Origin of the sequence: Pontibacter saemangeumensis (assembly GCF_039541895.1) — a bacterium.
GTDB lineage: Bacteria > Bacteroidota > Bacteroidia > Cytophagales > Hymenobacteraceae > Pontibacter > Pontibacter saemangeumensis.
This window is the reverse complement of the sequence record NZ_BAABHC010000005.1, coordinates 295,843-313,333: the sequence shown is the minus strand read 5'-3', so window position 1 is coordinate 313,333 and position 17,491 is coordinate 295,843. Positions and strand designations below refer to the sequence as shown.

Genomic DNA, 17,491 nt, shown 5'->3' with positions numbered 1-17,491 from the left:
AGCTGTTATGCATAAGTAAAGTGTGGCTTCAGAGAACTGAAAGCAGAGCTGTCGCAAAGAAAACAGGGTTATTAGCCCTTGGTAAGGGTGACGAAAGGGTAGGGTAATTAAGCCTTTACTAGCTAAGCGGGGGCTATTAACAACTTTATTGTGGCAGCCACTTAAAAAGGAACTGCGTTAGTGATTAATGAGCACGAAGTCCATGCTTTGCTTGTCCTGTTCCAGTTTTACAGAGCATCCTTTAGTTAGGTTTTATATATTCTGTAACTGTTTTTATATATTTCTATGTAATAAAAGATGAAGGAGTTGCCATTTACATTATGTAACGCCTCTACATATAGGCCTATCCAGGCTAAAGGAGAAGTACTTTAGCCACATGGTGTGATTTAGGTGAATCACCCTGCCCTGAAGTTCTTATGTTATATCTGAACCGATACACCTCAACCCATCATTTGCAGCAGGCGTAACATCAGCAGATTACAGTCAGATTTACAGAAAGCACAGCCCTTCGGAGCCTTTACCTTCAGACCATGGCACCCATGGTACTTTTAGGGATCAGGCTACCTACTTTAGCCCACAGCAGTGCGTAAGCCTGTATCGGAAAGAAATCCTTTTAACTGCCATGGCTGTGGGAGCAGCGCTACTGTTCGGAAAATGGCTCAAAAGTACACGACTTTCACAGAGACATTCCAGTGCACTACCTGTACTGCCCTGATACTGTAGCAGCTGTAAGCGGCTACAGGGGCTCTTATGGCTTCCTAACTACATTCTCCTCTCGCTAAACTTTTTTCTTAAAATTTGGACACCACCCCCTGCCTGGCATTACTTTTCAAAAAATTGACACAAGATGCTACAGAAGGACTTGATAAGGGATGTAAAGACGAGACTGAACACGATAAAGGGACAGCTCGACGGCATCATAAAAATGCTTGACAACGATAGAGACCCAGAGCAAATCCTTTTGCAGTTTAAAGCAACAGGCAAGGCGCTGGAGAACGCGGAGCTGCTGCTGCTGGACGAGGCTTTCAGGAAGTCACTGGCTGTGAAGCTTTCAGAAACAATGGAAGCCTGCCCAGGCGACTGTGGGCAGGAACATACCATTGAGAGGCTAAGGAATCAGTTCCCGCACCTTGGTCTTGACGAGCTGACCAAAAAAATGAAGGAGATACAGGCTGTCTATGACCAGATGAAAAAAAATCAGGAGAAAGGGTAGAAATTACTTGCGCACCCCCTGCCCCCCTATAGTAGCTTAGTGCCAGTTCATTCAATTAAAAGATTAAAAGATGACAAAGAGAAAAATAGAGGTGTTCACAGCGGGCTGTCCTGTCTGTGAGCCGGTAGTGGAAATGGTGCAGTCATTGGCCTGTGATTCCTGTGATGTTACCGTTTATAGCCTTTCAGAACAATGCGACACGGAAATATGCGTGGATAAGGTGAGGGAATACAAAATCACCTCCCTCCCAGCGGTAGCGGTCAACGGGGAGTTACTTTCCTGCTGTTCAGGAAGAGGGGTCAGCCGCGAGCAGCTCCTTAACGCAGGTGTAGGGCAACAGCAATAAATGCGGCAAGGTGTGGTTGCCATGTAAACTTGCTTTGTCGCCATACCCGGTAAAGCAACAGTCAAAAAATATGAAACGCAGATTTTTAGGAGTCGCCACCGCGACCATGATGCTCACAGGGGGTTCGTTCTTCGCATTCGCAAGCAGTCAGCCGCAAGAATGCCCGCTGAAGGGTACATCCGAATGCCCGCTTGTGAAGGCAGAGACAGCAGTAAAGGCGGAAGTGCCTCCCTGCTGCAAGAAGAGGTAGCAGTACATGAACAGAGCGGCCAGAACGAAGCCGCTCTGTTGTTTTCTTGTGAACAGTGACTAAGAACCGGAACAACCAGCTCTAGGTGTGGCTGGCTTTTCACAGTTTCTGATATTGTTTGGCTTATTGTCGGCCTTCATCGCTATATTAGCTCATTCTATTCTGTTTCCCACGAAGTCGCCAGCCTTAAGAAGCATAATCTGCCTCGTGTTTTTTATCGGTAGAATACCCACATCATACAGTAAAGCCGCAAGCAGTATGAAGACACTGTTCAAGTTACTAACCTCTGCGTTATTCCTGATCTTGAGCGTTTCCTGCTCTGAGGCTCCAAAGAGCACAGTTGCTACGGGGCCTACTGCCACCACATCTATTGCTACCGGGCATCAGCCACAGATTGCAGTGGACACTGAAGGAGTAACCAGGGTGGTTTACGGGCAGGGGGATAAAATCTTATGCGCCACATCCCGTGACAACGGCGTCACCTTTTCGGAACCTGTAACGGTCGGAGTAGTGGGTGGTATGCACCTGGGTATGACAAGAGGGCCGCAGATTGCAAGCTCATCGGGGCACTCCTTTATCACGGCTATGGACAAGAAGGGAAACATACATTCCTTCAAGCTGGACCATGGCACGGATAAATGGGCAGAAGCAACAGCAGTGAACGACTTGCCCGGCTCAGCGCCTGAAGGCCTGATGAGCATCGCAGCTGACAAGAAAGACAACTTCTACGCTGTGTGGCTGGACGTCAGGCAGGATAAGAAAAACAAAATTGTGCTTTCCTCCATATCAGGCGATGCCAACGCCTGGACAAAAAACAGTGTAGTCTACCAGTCCCCCGACTCAACCGTTTGCGAGTGCTGCAGGCCAAGCGTTGCCGTGGAGGACGCGCAGGTGAATCTGATGTTCAGGAATTGGCTCAACGGCTCCAGGGACCCGTATCTGGCAAGCTCAGACGACAAAGGACTCACGTTCTCTCAGCCTGAGAAACTGGGAGAACGCACCTGGAAGCTTCAGGGCTGCCCGATGGACGGAGGTGGCGTAACAATTGATGATAAATCTGCGGTTCATACCGCGTGGCAAAGGGACGGGGCCATATTCTACGCCCAGCCAGGCGAGAAAGAGGTTCAGATAGGCAAAGGCCGTAACTGCAGCATAAGCGGCAAGACCACCCCTGTGCTTTCCTGGCGGGATGGTACTGAACTTAAGGTACAGGTATTAACTGCGGATAATTATACTACGGTTGGAGAAGGCACTGCCCTACAGACTGCAGAGTTGGCAGACAGGAAGATACTGTGCGTCTGGGAAAAGGATGGCGAGATTCTTTTCAAAAAGATTTAATGAATAGCTCTTCTTTACCACTTCTGTAGCGGCCTTGTACTGTAACGCCGTCGCCGTAAACTACAAAAATGGCTGCTTTGCCCCCAACTAATCTATCCTCATTTATTGCTTGGGATGGTTTTGTAGCGTGGTGGACGCTGCTGCTTAGGGCTGACATCGGCGTTACGGAGTGACTGCTAACCTAACACAGAAGGTCCATCTCTTTTGTGGCCACCTTTGTTGTGGAGCCCGCCCCCCAGTCTTTCAATGGTAGGCAGCTTTCTTTTCGTGCTCAGAATTAGAAAAATACTTATTCATGATCCTGGTGAGTGCCTTTCTCGCCAGGCAGCATCTTCCTGGTGCGTATCCGCCATACCACAATGGAGCCGATGGTTTTGAGCCGCTGGAGCTGCCTTAGGAAGCCCACGTCATCTGTATGCTACGGTTTAGCCTACTCGCCAAGGATTCGGTATAGCTCGAGATTCAGGTAATAGTGGTGCCCCTGCATCGTTCTTCTCTCCAATATACCCATAGCCGCTAACTGGTTGAGGTATTTTCTGGCAGTGTTCTCCACATATGTGCCTGAATCTGTAAAGTGCTTCACCTTGGTGAGGGGCTGGGTGAAAATCACGTTAACCAGCTGTTCCGGACGGGTGATTTCAGTATCTGCGGCAATAGCGTGCAGTATAGCGTCCTTCGCGGCTATAATGTCATTGATCTTGCTGTAGGTGATGGAGGAGGTCACCTCCACGGCCTTGAGCATGTACAGCAACCATGACTTCCAGTCCCCCCGCTGGGACACCCCTGCCAGGCAGGCATAGTAATCGTCCTTGTGGTCCGCAATGTACCTGCTCAGGAAGAGAATCGGGTAATCGAGCAGGCCCTTTTTAGTCAGGTAGTGAATATTGAAGACCCGCCCCGTCCTTCCGTTGCCGTCTCTGAAGGGGTGGATCGCCTCAAACTGAAAATGCCCAATCGCCATCTTCAGCACTGGGTCCACCGGATAAGCCTCGTCGTCATTCATAAAGTGCAGCAGGTTGCTAAGCTTTTCCTCCACAATGCCCTTGCCTCTTGGGGGGGTGTATACCGGCTTGCCGGCACTTGGCCCGCTTCCCCCCTGCTTGATGTAGATCAGGGCCGATGGCGGGCGTATGCCATCAGCCATTTGCTTGATCTGCCGGTACACCAATTTAAAGTACTCCAGATCAAAGGCTGATTTCTCTTTTATATAGTCGTACCCATGCCAGAGCGCTTCGCGGTAGCGCAACACTTCCTTGGACGGTCCTGCGGCAGCTTCGGCTTTCTGCTCACTGTACGCCTTGTACAACTCATCGTCTGTCGTAAAAATGTTCTCTATGGCACTGGAGGCTTTTGCTTCCTGCAGACTGATGGTATTGATAAGCAGGCCTTGGTTGGGAATTACCGCGCTGCGGCCCTGCAGCCTCCCCAAGGCAGCCTTGGCATTGGCCAGTTGCTCATAGACCTCTACTGTTCTGTAAAGCCCCTCTTCTACCGGTAGTTCCGGTAGGCTATTCCAGGGAGCTGCCCGGTCAGGATTTATGGTATACGCCATCAGACCTTATTTATAAGGTTTTTTAATGTTTACTCTGATTCTGACCTTAAAGTTAAGAAGATAATCTAAGTAGGCATTAAGATTCATGCATCTTTAATGTTTGCTCTGGTTTTTGACCTCAAGGTAAAAGAGGTATTTGGGATAAACTTTAAAATATGCGTAGTTAAGCCATGGCACATTCAAAACCATACTGGCTATTTTACGACAACTGTGTTTTTCAAGAAAACCTTGTTTTTTTGTTGTTTATCGCTCCATCTCATCCCTTTTGTAATATTGGTAACATACGATAGAGGCAGACATAAAATTGAATAACAAAAGGGAGAAAAAAGGGCTTATTTTGTGGATAAGTTATGTGTACCAATAGTGACATATTACACACAAAATGCATATGGAAGCTTGTGCATGGATTTGTCGTCCTAGGAAATCTGCTGTAAAAGGGGGAAAGCGAAAAAGTGTAGTTTTACCTAGTCAAGAGATCTCTCTTCTGCTAATCTTGCTGTTTATGGAAAAGTGTTATTTCTTTTTCACCTAATGTAACTGTGTATATAATTATCAAGCTCACTCAGTTTAGCTCCCCATGTTAAGACCGCTCTAAACCTAATTGAATAATATGGGGTATGCCTATTGAGAACAAACTAAACTACAGCAGATGAAGGACAGTAAAATATTTGATAGCGTGTTCAACACAAAACAAAAGAAACTCGCCTTTCTTCAGAACCTGGTTTTAGTGGCTGTGGCCGATAGGAATCTCGATAAGCAGGAAAGCGAATTCCTGCTTGACATAGGAGATCAACTAGGCTTGTCGGAGGAAGATACGCGCCTCATTACCGAAAACATGTCATCGCTCACTTTCATAGTCCCGGAAGAAGGCTTGCAAAAAAGCACAGAACTGCAGGCCCTGGTCATGATGATGGTGCAAGACGGTGAAATAGAGGAGAGCGAATACAACCTGTGCCTGGAGTACACCCGCCGCATCGGCTTCGGCAAAGGAATACTGGATGACTTCATCGACCAGTGGAGAAAGAAGTAAAGTAGATGCGTCTCATACCATCGCTTGTCACGCTCCTACATAAACTTTTCTTTCCTCCTGCTATGGAGGAGAAGCAGTGTTTTACGGCCCCGCCAGCGAGGTCATCAGTACATAAAGTACCTTTCGTAAATTTTATGAGGGCTTTCCCTACGGCTTTTAACGCACTCCATGTACTGCTAAGTTTTGGTTCTTTTTAGGACAAGCACACCAAGGGTGCCCGAGACGACAGATGCCATCAGTATCCCGTATTTAGCCTGGTCAATCATGTGGGGCTTTTCAAAAGCGAGTGCGGCAATAAAGAGAGACATGGTGAAGCCCACGCCGGCTATTAAAGCTATTCCTACAATATGCGTTCAGGTAACAGCCTCAGGAAGGCTAACAACGCTGGATTTTACCAGTCCCCAGGTAAATAACAGGACGCCGATCAATTTACCGGCTATCAAACCTACAAATACTCGGTCTTCTCCTGATATAGGTTGACAGTTTATCAAACAAACTATCCCTATGGAAGACCACATTCAAGAACTACTCAACCGCTATCAGTATAGCGAAGAAGTAAAGGAGAGCGCTGCCTTTCGGGTGCTCTTTGGCGGCGAAGAAGCCAAGCAAATCATGCAGGAACTTGGCATACACAGTGTCAAAACTATTCATCATTGGGTTGCAGACTATCAGCGTAAGATTGAGCAAGGGCTTATATCTTTACCACCTATGAGTGAGAAGCAAAAGCAAAACCTGGAAGCCCTGAAGCAGCGGAACAAGCAGTTGGAGAAAGCCCTGGAAGAGGCTAACCTTATGATCCTGGCCCTGCACACGATGATAGAGGTGGCCGAAAAGGACCTGAAGATTCCGATCCGAAAAAAGCCTGGTACCAAACGGTCCTGACCCTGCAGCATAAGGGAACAGCAAAGGTGAGTGTCGGTAACCTTTGCCGATTGTTTGGTAAAAGCCGTCAAGCGTTTCATCAGCGGAGGATATTTCTGGACCAGCGTGCTGCACAGTCCATGCTGGCATTGGACCTGGTCACTGCCCTCAGAAGGGAGATCCCCGGGCTGGGGACCAAGAAGCTCTATCTGCTGCTGCGGGAGCCCCTGCATAAAAGCGGCATTGCCATGGGCAGGGACCGGCTGCATGAGCTGCTCCGGGCACACCATCTGCTCATCCGGCATAAAAGATCTGTGCCTAAGACCACGCACTCTAATCATCTTCTGAGGAAGTATCCTAATCTGGTAAAGCAGCTCCCCGTCCTGGAAACTGAGCAGGTCTGGGTCTGTGACATGACCTATATCTATGTGGGCTTTGACTTCAACTACCTGTCTCTGATCACCGATGCCTATTCAAAGAAGATCGTGGGTTTCTGCCTGCATCAGTTCCTGAGCACGGAAGGCTGCCTGAGCGCCTTGGAAATGGCGCTTGCCAAGCGAAGTAAGCAAGGGAACGGGCTTATTCACCACTCTGACCGGGGCGTGCAGTACTGCAGCTTTGAGTATGTCAAGAGGCTAAAGGCAGCTGGCATTGCCATCAGCATGACAGACAGTGGGGAGGCGTACGAGAACCAGATCGCCGAAAGGGTGAACGGCATCCTCAAGCATGAGCTCAAGCTCAATCAGGTGTTTAAGTCTCATATGGAGGCTTTGTTAGCCGTGGAAAAGGGTATCAGCAACTACAATACCCTTCGCCCTCACATGAGCTGTAATTACCTAACACCATCACAGGCTCACCAGGTGGAAGAGCCTTTGGTGAGGCAGTGGAAGAGGAAGTCATCGGTCAGAGAAGTTGATGGCATATGAGCCAACAAGCTGTGGATTTATGGATAACTCCTGCAGAGTTAACCACAAGTCCACAGCTGCAGTAGTAGTAGTAGTAGTAGTAGTAGTAGTAGTACCAAATGAAAAAGAAGTAGCGCTAGCGTCAAGCTAATTCCGTACTTATACTATACCATCGAAGAGTAAATGAACACATTTGACAAGCTATAGCCGGTATTAACTTATTGATTTCATCATTCATCTAAAATCGTCAACTTTTCTGTACAACTTCATTTTAAGTGGCTAAAAAAGAGGTTCTTGAGAAAAGCTTTTCAAGTTCGCTCTGACTCAGTTTAAGCGCATTGATGCGCCTTTCCACCTGCCTTAATCCTGTCCGTCTGCTTTTTTCGTTGCTTTCCTTTATCTCGTTTTTCTTGTAAGGTTCCGCCTTGGTGACCATATTCCAGATAATGACAGCCAGCTTTCTTGCTGTTGCCGTGATAGCAGCTATTCTCCCTTTCTTGAAGGCAATCCTCTTGAAAAACGGGGTGAGTTCATGATCCTTTTGGTTTCCGATGGAATTGGCAGCCTGGCGAAGGGCTATCGCCAAACAGGATTTACCCGATGGTGTGCGGCTGCTGATCACACGCCCGCCGCTTACCTTGTTGTTTGGGACCAGGCGCAGCCAACTGGCGAAGCTCTTGGCGGTTGGGAACCTGTGCAGGTCTTTTCCCATCGTCGTCAGCAAACAGAGAACGGTGCCGTAACTGATACCGGAGATAGCAAGAAGGTCTGTTTTGAAGTATTGGTAGGCTATCCTGGGGATATTGAACCCGGGTGTATTCTTGCTGCTCTTTTTCTTGCTTTGCCTCAAGGCCTTCTCTTCGAGTTCGGATATTGAGGCCTGCGGCGCATGCTTCATCAGAGAACTCTCAATCACCTGGTCACACTCCCTGAGGGCTTCTTCATAGAGCCTGTAGAAGTGCAGGCAAGACTTCAACTCAAACAGCAGCTCTTCCCGCCAGGAGCCGTGGAGCGCCTCGGCGATCTGCTGCTTGGTCTTTTTCATCCTCACGTCCACCAGCGAGGCAAGGTGCTGCGGGTCCCGGCTCCCCGCCAGAATAGCCTCTATTATCGCCAGTCCTGATTTACCGGTGATGTCGCGGATGGCCACGTCCAGCCTGATGTTCATCAGGCGCAGTGCCTTTTGCATTTTGTGCGTGTACCTGGGGATCTGCTCCACCAGATGCTGCCTGTGGTAATAATAGGTGCGCAGCTCCTGGAGCGTGTCGCTCAGCAGAAAGCTGCCCGACAACAGACCCAGGGAATGCAGCTTCTGGATCCACATGCAGTCAAGCACATCGGTCTTGCGCCCCTGCACGTGCTTTGTCTGGCTTCCCCCGACAAGCAGCACTTCAAATCCGGCTTTCTGGAGCGCGTTGAAAAGGGTCTGCCAATAGGTCCCGGTGCTTTCCATGGCAACTGATGTGATACCTGAACTGCGCAAGTGCAGAATAAGCTCCTCATGGTCTTTGGTGCAAATCCCAAACGAACGGACATTCTCCCTGACTTGGTCTGTGGCAACGAAATGGCTGCGGGATCCCACGTCTATGCCGGCGGCGTGAGGGTTAACGATTTGAAGTGGCAGTGCTTTTCCCATGACGTTTCTCTATTGGTGATAAATAGCTCCAGGGAATGCATTCACTAGTATAAGATTTTTTCTGTACGGGATTCTCCGAGGAGATCACCAGTTCATTCACCAAATGCCTGTGCAAAGGCCTATGCATTCCAGCCCAGATTTCAGGAAGGACTTTTCCAGTACCATTAAAGTAAGGGGCTTTTTCTGAAGCCGATACAGATATACCGTGCTTCAGGAGCTTCAGTTGTCATGCTTATTCAATAGTGCCCGCGCTATCCGTTGATTCTAGGACGAGACCAACTGTCAACTTTATCAGGACGAGTCACTGTCCATATTTACAATAGTTAAAATATGTTCATGCGAGAAGCAAAAAAGACAACTGACTGCTTAAGTAAAGCTTTCTTTGGAGGAGGCAATCACCGCCTCCGGGGAAAGCCCCTCTTCCATGTTCATCATGTCCACCACAAGCCCGGACCAGGTAAAATCATGAGCCCCGTAGCCCTCGCCCGTGAAAGGGTTGTAGTACTCCCGGAACCCGCCTTTTCGGATAAGCTCCTTTGTACTTTGGACAAGGTTAGTGGCAGCGTCCTTAAAGCCTTTCTCCATCAGGAAGTGATGCAGGAACCAGTTATATACCACCCAGGTCGGGCCGCGCCAGATGTAAATAGACTCCTTCGGGTTAAAGGAAGGATGGTTCATGGCGACAGAGGGAATCGGAAACGGGGACGCAAACTCCTCTTTGTTAAAAAAGTGGCGCTCAACTACCCTCCTGCCAATTTCATCCGGAACTCCCTTGATGATGGCGGGAAAGAAAACAGTGGGGGTCAGTACTTTCAGCTTCTTATTGCTCTTACCCTGTACATCATAAAATGCTTCATCCTCCTCATCATACATGATATCCAGAATGCTCTGTATGGCTCTGGAGGCCCTCTTCTCATATCGGACAGCGTCAGGATCACCCACAAGCCTGCATATCTCCGCCATGGCCTGCAGGTTCTGCACGTAGATGGTGTTAAACCCGGCATCCTTTACCAGAAAGTTATTCGCCTGGTAAATCTTCTTTAAGTCGTAGTTGTGCAAGTAATTTTTCAGGTCAACATAAACTACCTTCACGAAGTGTTGGGCACTTGCTCTCCCAGGAGAGAACCCGAGCACTTGGTCGTAGGAGGGTTTCCAGTCCATGCCCGCTTCAAAATAACTGACAATGGAAAGCAGGCCGTCCCCGTCAAAGTCCCGGTTTGTTGCCAGCCAGTCATAATACAGCTTCAGCTTGGGGAGCATCTGCTGCAGGAAGCTGATGTCTTTGTCATATGTGTAGATCCTAAGCACAGCCTGGGCTGCTATCGGAGGCTGCAGGAGGGCGCTCATGTGCGGGCGGAAGAAATCTTTGACAGAGGGCCTGCTCTGAAAGATGTCGGTCAGCCTTGTTGGGGTGAACCGGCTCCAAAACAGCATGTGCCCCACAAACCCGTCTTCCCGCTGCATGGCAAACAGGCTCTGCATGCACCGTTTCGCCATCTGCTGGTTACCCAGGGCAGTCATGGTGTACACATGGAAGCAGGTGTCCCAGAAGTACTGGAAGGGATACCTGGCCCTGCCGGGCTTCATGTAGTGGAACTCTACATCATATGCCTCTGAATAGCCACTTATCGTATTCTTATCCAGCAGCTCTTTTGCTTTTTGCCGGATCTCCTGGTCAGTCATTGAAGATTCAGGTTATATCGATTCTTTATTACTTGAAAGGCGCTGTTTAAAAATTGAGCTACAGCATGGCGTAAATAACCTTAAGGCTCTGTTAACGTCCTCCGTCTCCCAGAGAGGTTCTGGAGTCCTGGCAGAATCACTGGACAAGTGCCTCTTGTTTAGGTCTATCAGGTGTGTGGACCAGCGCCTGCCGTACTTACCTTTGCCCTTACTTTCTGATTTGCTTCACCAGCCAGACAAAGAGCAAGCCCAGCAGGATAGAAAGCAAAAACATGCCCATCCACATTAAAATGGCCATGCCACCGCAGCAGTCATCCATCATTCCATGCATCATAGGTAAAAGGTTTATAAGTGTAAGATCCTGTAAGTTATTCTTTGTACCCATCCGGTAGCGGTGTTGGTTGCATGGCTCTTTCCCTCCCGTACTTCACAAACTCGCTTACCGCCCTGTTGGCATGCTGCTGTATCAGCAGGACGACCTGGGGGTCGTTGGACGTTTCTGTAACGACTACACCATTATTAATATCCTCTATTTGAAGCTTAACTTTATCGGCATTCTCAAAAGCTCCCGGAAAACAGGCTCCATCTGGCGGATAGGCTTGTTTTCCTTCATCCTGTCATTCATCTGGCGCACGTGCGTACGAATGGCCGCTGCAATCTGAGGGCCATCAGATACAGTTCTGGTTTTGACCCCGTTCTCCAGGTTCTCCACCCTCCGCGATATCTTCTCGTGCTGCATCAGCAGCTGGCGGATGTCCATCATGTCCTGTTGCGCCTCCGGGTCCATCATGTCCTCCCTGCCCAGCATCCCGCCATGCATCATATCCTCTCCCTTACCGCAGCCAAGGAGCGTTGTTAGGCTAAGGAATAGGGTAAGCACCAGGCCGCCTGTTCTTAAGGGTTGGGTGGTTGCGGTTTTTCTCTTCGTGGTTCAGCTTTTTCTATTTCACATACTTGTCCCATAAGCCGTACTTCTCCTTTACAGTCCCGCGCGGTATGGAGAGCGCCGCTACGGCAAGCCCTGCCACTGCGCTGCTGACGTTGAGGGCAAGGGTACTGTCGGGCAGAAACCATGGCCAGACGGCCACTGCCAGGCCGAGCGGCACATTCAGGTAGCGCCCTGCCCTTAGGACCTCTCCCATGCAGGTGACGGCCACTACTACTATCAGGGCCCCTCCCAGGTGGCTAATGTCGGCCGCTCTGGACTCGATGCTCACGCCAAAGACGGCTGGGGCAAACATCAGCCACAGGCCAATAGCAGTGGAGAGCACCAAAGCCCAGGGAAAGCTCATCCCCCAGATGGAGGCCATAAACACTTTTCCCGGCTTCTGCGGGAGCTCCATCATCTCCGGCGAGCGCTCATCCTTGTTTTGCTCGAAAGGCTTGCCTCCCTTCCAGAAAACCTCCCACAGGTTATCTCCCCTCCGTTTCGCCTGCACCATGTGCTGGCCCATAGCGGTTACCTCATCCAGCTGCAGCGGTATCATGGGCAGCATGACAGCGGCGGTTACCAAACACAGGGTACACCAGGCGCCCACGGCCAGAGGCTGCGAGATGACCAGGAAAATGCTCACGAACCCCAGGGGAATAACCAGGATGCTGAAGAACAGCACCATCCAGGGCATGGTGCGCCAGCGGGATGGTCCACCCATGTAGCCCATCAGGAACTCAAGGGTGTAGGCTAGGGAACCCAAGGCCGCATCAGACACAGGCCATGCGTGCGACATGTCGGAGTTGAGCACCTCACGTGTGCTGTTGCCGAAGAAGGGGTCCCAGGCGTGGTCAATGTAGCCCAGCTGAAAGGCGCCCATGTAGCGGGAGGCCATCCAGCCGACGAAGGCCAGCACGATCATGATCCAGCGCTGCGGCCAGCTGGAGGGGTTGTAGCTCCAGCCCGGCGGCACCTCAGAACCCATCTTCATAAACTTGATCATGTTGGGCATGCCGGGTATGAGAACGGTCAGGGCAATCACCAGGGCACCTACCAGCGTTCCGTTCAGGTAGGCCAGCTCCGAGGGAGACCAGAAGAGCAGGGGCGCCATGCTCAACCAGATGCCGATAAAGCAGCAGATCCAGAGGCTGTAGGGGCGGTTGGGGGTCAGGGAGCGCCAACCGAAAAAGATCAAACCAAGGCCGCTGATGATGTCGCTCCACTTCATGAAGCTGATCCGCTGCTCAAGGCTCAGCCACACCTCACGGCCACCGCTCGGCTCAGCTACCGCCCTCCCATAGTCGAAGGTCAGCGGGGACATCACCATCCAGATGCCGAAGATAACGAGGGCCCAGTACACCCAAAGCGTCTGCATGTGGTGCATGTGGAGCATCTTGCCCCGCATGTCATCCGACATCATCATGCCATGGCCAGAGCTCGCCTCATGCTGCTGGTCCTCATGCTTGTAATCCCCTCTCTTGTGCTCGTCCTGCTGATGTTCACCATCATCCTCCATCCCATTGTGCTGCTGCATTTTCATTTCGGACATGGGGCGCGTGACGCCCCTTTTGCCCATGCCACCGTGACCGTTGTGCTTTTCTTCCATAGTTTTATGTTTGAATGTGATGCTCTTTCAGCCTTTCTTCTGCTCCTGCTCTTTTTCCAGAGTAGCAGGAAGGTCTAGGTCGTTCTCCTGGTACCAGGCTACGGGGTCTTCGTTCAGTTTCCCTATAATGATGGGCAAGGTGTCGAGCAGCCGGTGCCGGGGCTCCCAGCCAAGCAGGTCGCGGGCCCGCGAAATATCCAGTTCGTAATGGTCGTCAGCCCGGTCGATCATCCAGGGCTTGATAAAGGCGTCCCCGAGCAGGTTCATGCCGTAAGCACCGATTTTTGCCAATGGTGCCGGGACTTCATAGGTCTTCCATTCCTCCCCGTGCAGCAGGGAACCGATCCTTTCCTGCAGGTCCTGGTAGCTTGGCGTCTCCGACTCCCCGATGTTGATGGCTACTTCATCCGGAAGGACGCTCCTTCGCTCCACTGTCTTCTCAAGGGCGTCCACCAGGTCCTCCAGGTGTAGAAAAACATTGCCGTGGGAGGTGTCGCCCGAGTAAAAGTGGCTGGTGAACTGTTTCTCGTAGATGCGCTGTATCTGATGGGAGACGGGAATGGAGTGCCCTTTATCGTCATAAACCCCGGCAATGCGCAACAGCACCGCTTTCATGCGGCCCCTGTTCTCCAGGATCACCTTTTCGGTGTCCACCTTTGACTCGGGGTAGTCCCACTTCGGCTCCAAAGGGCAGTCTTCGTTGATTTTTTGCCCGGGTGAGGTGGGCCTGTAAATCAGGTTGGTGCTGGAGAATACGAATTGCTCCACCTCGAAGCCCTGCAGTACGCGCAAAAGGTTCTCCGTGCCTTTGACGGTTATCTTCTCGTACAGCGGGCTCGGCTTTCCCGAGAAATCGTAGTAGGCCGCCAGGTGAATGACGGAGGCTATCTTGTCCCCATAGCCGTAACGGACACGCTCCATGGCCGCCCTGATGCTGCCTTCTGAGGTAATGTCGTAGCATACGCACTCAGCCTCCCTGGGGGGAAAGGGGTAGCCGGTATTGTCCAAACCTACGATGCGGTATTTCTCTGACATCCGCTTGATGATACTCGTGCCTATAAGTCCGCTGCTTCCCGTGACGATGATGACCTCCTTGTCGGAGTTTCGTGCCCCTGCACTGTTGGTATGTTCCATAGTTTCTACGTATTAAATTTCATCTGCATGTTCTTGTAAAGCGACGATCACAGACAGGCTGGTAAGCTCTCCGGTACTCTGGGAATCTGCTATGGCTACGTCCTTAGGCCGACTACTCCACAGCCCTTTATATCCCACCGCCCTGACCTTTGAAGATGCTTTAGCATTTTGTGGCCAGGTTTAACAGGCTGCTAATAATTCATGTGGACGCCATAGCTTTCTTTCGCTAACACCTCTTTCCATTCTTCAACTATTTCATTATAAGCTATTCCTACCGGTCGTATTTTCCTGTCTAAGTCATACAATCCCAATTGATTTACCCGGCCGGCATCTTCCCGTAAAGCCGTATCCCAATCCACCTGGTCAGTTAAACTGTACCAGGTAAAGCCCATGATAGGCACGCCATCCTGTCTTAGGCGGTAAACATTGGCCCATTGCTTTTGCAGCCAGTTTACAGCGTCAGGTTCCTTCATATTAGTCTCTGTATGCATGATGGGAAGCCGGTAGCGGCTAAAATATTGATGGGTAATTACATAATAGCCGAATACCTCACCGGATGCACTGGTCGTTCCGTCTTTATGAACCAGGTGTTCATTGGTCCAGTAGTAATCGTTGCCCATGATGCATTTGGCTTTTATGTTATTGTCCCTAAACCAGTTGTATTCTTCTTCGGTCATGCCATTCTTGAGTAAATACTCATACATAATTACACTTACCGGATAACCATAAGTAAGATCCAGAGAGAGGAATCGTTTTTCATTAAGGAACTCTGCCTGTGGGATACAGGCCGGATGGCAAGCATGAAAATATTCTGATGATTCACTTTGAATGAAAATGGCCTGGGGGTGAACCTCCAAAATGGCCTGCATGGCCAGCACATTGGCCTTACATAAATTTTTCAGCGCCGTAACAAAGGCTTTATCGCTGGCCAGGCGCTCGTTCCACCAGCCATACTGCGCCGAAAAAGTAGCCGCGATAAAGATCTCGTTGACCGGAGTATAGAACTGCAGGTAAGGGAACCGCCTGGCAAATGCCCGGGCATATTCAGCGAAATGAACAGGCCAATCCGGGTTCTGGAAATCTCCGATCCAGTCGGGTACGCCAAAATGACACAGATCAACAATGGGTGTAATATCCACTTCCTTTAAATAGTTAAAGGTCTCATCGGTAAAGGCCCAATCATATCTGTTTGGACCCAGATGGACTTTATAATACGGGGGACCATACCGCAGAAACTCCAGGCCCATGTCTTTCACCAGGTTAAAGTCTTCTTTCCACCGCTGATAATGACCGGATTTTTCCATGCTATCGATGCGCTTCATCGTTCCATCCGGTAAGCGGATAGTAGGATAGCTATTTTCAATACCGGTGCTGAACATGAATCTATTTTCCATCCTGTGTCTATTGCCTAAAGGTTTCTTCCTGTTAAAAGCTTTGAAAACAAAAGGTGAGAACGCTTGCCTGTATAAGAGGAATCTGAATGGCACCTCTAAATTATAACGCTGCTAACCTGCCGCCATCCACTACTAAGGTGGTCCCGTTGATGAATTTCGCTTCATCGGAAGCCAGGAAACAAATGGCCTCCGCCAAGTCTTCCGGCTCTCCAACGGCACCTTCTGTTTCTTCCGTGCCATTTTGTACATTGGGGTTTGACCAAAGCATGGGTGTGTTGACCGCCCCGGGAGCTACACTGTTTATTCGTAATTTTTTAATAGGGACTTCCTGGCTAAGGGCCCGGGTAAAGGCTTCTATGGCTCCTTTACTGGCGGCATAAGGAGCTACCCGGCCCGTGGTTTGGTGGGCATGCACGGAACTTACGTTTACGATGGCACCTCCCTGCATATGCGGGATACAGAGCTTACAGAATAGGAACATACCTCTTAGATTGACCGCCATCAGCTTTTCCCACTCTTCTTCTAAGATTTCGGTAACCGGCTTGAAGGTCATCATGGCGGCATTATTGATGAGTACATCAACCTTGCCCCAGGTATCCAGGGTCTGTTGTACCGCAGCCCGGACATCAGCGGAAACCCCAACATCCGTTTTTATATAAATGGCTTCTCCCTCCGCAGCCTTTATTTCCGCCACTACTTCTTTTCCTTCTTCCTCATTCCGGTTCATGACAACAACTTTCCCCCCTTCCCGGGCAAGCTGTAAGCTGGTAGCTTTGCCTATGCCGGAGCTCCCTCCCGATACAAGGCATATTTTATCTTCAAAGCGCATCTTTTTCATATATTTAATTTTTTCTGATTAGGGCGTAATACCATTGGACATAATCCCCGGTACAAGGTAATCTTAACAGCTGCCAGGGAAACTGGTCGGGGAAATGGGATTACAGAAGAACTATTTTCCTTACCTACTGGCTTTTTAACCATACTGCTATTTTCGGCTGCTGATACGGGAGCGGCGGGTTCCTGTACTTTTGCCGGCAAATGGGAAGGGGCAACCAACACAGAGTAGGCTTCCTTGAATCTACCAGTTGAAAGTATCTCCAAGGATTTCATCTCTTTGCTAATAATCAACCGCGTGTGCTCTCCTTATTTTTTTAACAATTTCAAATTAATGGCATGCTGTTCCTCTCTATTGCGATGAAAAATAGGCTTGTATATTTTTTAGGTGCATAAGCTCTTTGAAAATTATCGGCGTGTTTTTTTGAACAGCCATATAATCAGTAAGACCAAAGCAATAAGGAATAATACGCCACCGAGCATCATGCATATCCAGCCGTTACAGCCCTGCATCATACCGTCCATTCCTTTCATAATTTTTCTCTTCTAGTTTTTTAGGTTCCTTTTTTACTTCTCTCATAACTGAATTACTCATTATCACCTTTTTTGCGGTTCATCAGCAGCATGGGCAGCACGCAGGCCAGTACCAGCAGGAGCAGCAGCCAGGTTCCCCAGTCCCCGTACCCCTCTATGCCCAGCAGCGGCAGCCCAAAGACCAGCGCCACCGCCACCGCCACCAGGCACCCTATCAATATCCATTTCATCATATTTCCCATGC

Annotated in this window: 18 protein-coding genes; 6 read left to right on the top strand and 12 right to left on the bottom strand. The window is 49.8% G+C overall.

Annotated elements, in window-relative coordinates:
• The first annotated feature begins 847 nt into the window (after positions 1-847).
• From ABD920_RS07595 to ABD920_RS07585, 3 genes are all read left to right on the top strand, one after another.
• A complete protein-coding gene (locus ABD920_RS07595; protein ID WP_345158007.1) occupies positions 848-1,213 on the top strand; it encodes a metal-sensing transcriptional repressor in 366 nt (121 codons plus the stop codon).
• 70 nt (positions 1,214-1,283) lie between these two features.
• Positions 1,284-1,559 (top strand): thioredoxin family protein, encoded by a 276-nt coding sequence (locus tag ABD920_RS07590; RefSeq protein ID WP_345158004.1) that lies wholly within the window; start codon positions 1,284-1,286, stop codon positions 1,557-1,559.
• Positions 1,560-2,067: 508 nt separating this feature from the next.
• The gene (locus tag ABD920_RS07585; protein WP_345158002.1) at positions 2,068-3,147 is read left to right on the top strand and encodes a hypothetical protein; all 1,080 of its coding nucleotides are present in this window, start codon (positions 2,068-2,070) and stop codon (positions 3,145-3,147) included.
• Positions 3,148-3,577: 430 nt separating this feature from the next.
• Here ABD920_RS07585 and ABD920_RS07580 read toward each other — a convergent pair whose 3' ends face one another.
• A complete protein-coding gene (locus ABD920_RS07580) occupies positions 3,578-4,699 on the bottom strand; it encodes a Fic family protein (RefSeq protein WP_345158000.1) in 1,122 nt (373 codons plus the stop codon).
• 649 nt (positions 4,700-5,348) lie between these two features.
• Here ABD920_RS07580 and ABD920_RS07575 point away from each other — a divergent pair.
• Positions 5,349-5,729, top strand: coding sequence for a TerB family tellurite resistance protein (locus ABD920_RS07575; protein ID WP_345157998.1), 381 nt, complete (start codon positions 5,349-5,351; stop codon positions 5,727-5,729).
• Positions 5,730-5,905: 176 nt separating this feature from the next.
• Here the strand turns inward: ABD920_RS07575 and ABD920_RS24935 are convergent, their stop codons facing one another.
• Positions 5,906-6,067 (bottom strand): Na+/H+ antiporter NhaA, encoded by a 162-nt coding sequence (locus ABD920_RS24935; RefSeq protein ID WP_425568581.1) that lies wholly within the window; start codon positions 6,065-6,067, stop codon positions 5,906-5,908.
• A 187-nt stretch (positions 6,068-6,254) separates the two neighbouring features.
• Positions 6,255-6,383: a hypothetical protein gene (locus ABD920_RS25035; protein WP_486357931.1), complete on the bottom strand. Its 129-nt coding sequence runs from the start codon at positions 6,381-6,383 to the stop codon at positions 6,255-6,257.
• 54 nt (positions 6,384-6,437) lie between these two features.
• On the opposite strand from ABD920_RS25035, the gene ABD920_RS25030 reads away from it, so the two are divergent.
• Both ABD920_RS25030 and ABD920_RS07565 read left to right on the top strand, forming a co-directional pair.
• On the top strand, positions 6,438-6,611 hold the full coding sequence (locus tag ABD920_RS25030; RefSeq protein WP_486357930.1) for a hypothetical protein: 174 nt from the start codon (positions 6,438-6,440) through the stop codon (positions 6,609-6,611).
• Complete coding sequence (locus tag ABD920_RS07565; protein WP_345158160.1) at positions 6,608-7,516, top strand: IS3 family transposase; 909 nt, start codon at positions 6,608-6,610, stop codon at positions 7,514-7,516. Before ABD920_RS25030 ends, ABD920_RS07565 begins: the two co-directional genes overlap by 4 nt.
• 250 nt (positions 7,517-7,766) lie before the next feature.
• On the opposite strand, the gene ABD920_RS07560 is transcribed toward ABD920_RS07565, so the two are convergent.
• The 9 genes from ABD920_RS07560 to ABD920_RS07520 form a co-directional block, all read right to left on the bottom strand.
• Positions 7,767-9,131: an IS110 family RNA-guided transposase gene (locus ABD920_RS07560; RefSeq protein WP_345157993.1), complete on the bottom strand. Its 1,365-nt coding sequence runs from the start codon at positions 9,129-9,131 to the stop codon at positions 7,767-7,769.
• Positions 9,132-9,497: 366 nt separating this feature from the next.
• Positions 9,498-10,814, bottom strand: a complete 1,317-nt coding sequence (locus tag ABD920_RS07555; protein ID WP_345157991.1) for an amylo-alpha-1,6-glucosidase — start codon at positions 10,812-10,814, stop codon at positions 9,498-9,500.
• Positions 10,815-11,022: 208 nt separating this feature from the next.
• Positions 11,023-11,148: a hypothetical protein gene (locus ABD920_RS07550; RefSeq protein ID WP_345157989.1), complete on the bottom strand. Its 126-nt coding sequence runs from the start codon at positions 11,146-11,148 to the stop codon at positions 11,023-11,025.
• Positions 11,149-11,343: 195 nt separating this feature from the next.
• On the bottom strand, positions 11,344-11,637 hold the full coding sequence (locus ABD920_RS07545; RefSeq protein ID WP_345157988.1) for a hypothetical protein: 294 nt from the start codon (positions 11,635-11,637) through the stop codon (positions 11,344-11,346).
• A gap of 118 nt (positions 11,638-11,755) precedes the next feature.
• A complete protein-coding gene (locus ABD920_RS07540; RefSeq protein ID WP_345157987.1) occupies positions 11,756-13,351 on the bottom strand; it encodes a vitamin K epoxide reductase family protein in 1,596 nt (531 codons plus the stop codon).
• 27 nt (positions 13,352-13,378) lie between these two features.
• Positions 13,379-14,485, bottom strand: a complete 1,107-nt coding sequence (locus ABD920_RS07535; protein ID WP_345157986.1) for an NAD-dependent epimerase/dehydratase family protein — start codon at positions 14,483-14,485, stop codon at positions 13,379-13,381.
• Positions 14,486-14,676: 191 nt separating this feature from the next.
• Positions 14,677-15,879, bottom strand: coding sequence for a family 1 glycosylhydrolase (locus tag ABD920_RS07530; RefSeq protein WP_345157984.1), 1,203 nt, complete (start codon positions 15,877-15,879; stop codon positions 14,677-14,679).
• A gap of 100 nt (positions 15,880-15,979) precedes the next feature.
• On the bottom strand, positions 15,980-16,717 hold the full coding sequence (locus tag ABD920_RS07525) for an SDR family NAD(P)-dependent oxidoreductase (RefSeq protein ID WP_345157983.1): 738 nt from the start codon (positions 16,715-16,717) through the stop codon (positions 15,980-15,982).
• A 583-nt stretch (positions 16,718-17,300) separates the two neighbouring features.
• Positions 17,301-17,489: a hypothetical protein gene (locus ABD920_RS07520; RefSeq protein WP_345157982.1), complete on the bottom strand. Its 189-nt coding sequence runs from the start codon at positions 17,487-17,489 to the stop codon at positions 17,301-17,303.
• Positions 17,490-17,491: the final 2 nt, after the last annotated feature.

Coding starts and splice junctions, on each gene's coding strand:
- ABD920_RS07590 (WP_345158004.1), top strand. CDS start 1,284: ATGACAAAGAGAAAAATAGAGGTGTTCACAGCGGGCTGTCCTGTCTGT.
- ABD920_RS07535 (WP_345157986.1), bottom strand. CDS start 14,485: ATGGAACATACCAACAGTGCAGGGGCACGAAACTCCGACAAGGAGGTC.
- ABD920_RS07520 (WP_345157982.1), bottom strand. CDS start 17,489: ATGGGAAATATGATGAAATGGATATTGATAGGGTGCCTGGTGGCGGTG.
- ABD920_RS25030 (WP_486357930.1), top strand. CDS start 6,438: ATGAGTGAGAAGCAAAAGCAAAACCTGGAAGCCCTGAAGCAGCGGAAC.
- ABD920_RS07585 (WP_345158002.1), top strand. CDS start 2,068: ATGAAGACACTGTTCAAGTTACTAACCTCTGCGTTATTCCTGATCTTG.
- ABD920_RS07580 (WP_345158000.1), bottom strand. CDS start 4,699: ATGGCGTATACCATAAATCCTGACCGGGCAGCTCCCTGGAATAGCCTA.
- ABD920_RS07555 (WP_345157991.1), bottom strand. CDS start 10,814: ATGACTGACCAGGAGATCCGGCAAAAAGCAAAAGAGCTGCTGGATAAG.
- ABD920_RS07540 (WP_345157987.1), bottom strand. CDS start 13,351: ATGGAAGAAAAGCACAACGGTCACGGTGGCATGGGCAAAAGGGGCGTC.
- ABD920_RS07560 (WP_345157993.1), bottom strand. CDS start 9,131: ATGGGAAAAGCACTGCCACTTCAAATCGTTAACCCTCACGCCGCCGGC.
- ABD920_RS07550 (WP_345157989.1), bottom strand. CDS start 11,148: ATGATGCATGGAATGATGGATGACTGCTGCGGTGGCATGGCCATTTTA.
- ABD920_RS07545 (WP_345157988.1), bottom strand. CDS start 11,637: ATGATGCATGGCGGGATGCTGGGCAGGGAGGACATGATGGACCCGGAG.
- ABD920_RS07575 (WP_345157998.1), top strand. CDS start 5,349: ATGAAGGACAGTAAAATATTTGATAGCGTGTTCAACACAAAACAAAAG.
- ABD920_RS07525 (WP_345157983.1), bottom strand. CDS start 16,717: ATGAAAAAGATGCGCTTTGAAGATAAAATATGCCTTGTATCGGGAGGG.
- ABD920_RS07530 (WP_345157984.1), bottom strand. CDS start 15,879: ATGGAAAATAGATTCATGTTCAGCACCGGTATTGAAAATAGCTATCCT.
- ABD920_RS25035 (WP_486357931.1), bottom strand. CDS start 6,383: ATGATGAATAGTTTTGACACTGTGTATGCCAAGTTCCTGCATGATTTG.
- ABD920_RS07595 (WP_345158007.1), top strand. CDS start 848: ATGCTACAGAAGGACTTGATAAGGGATGTAAAGACGAGACTGAACACG.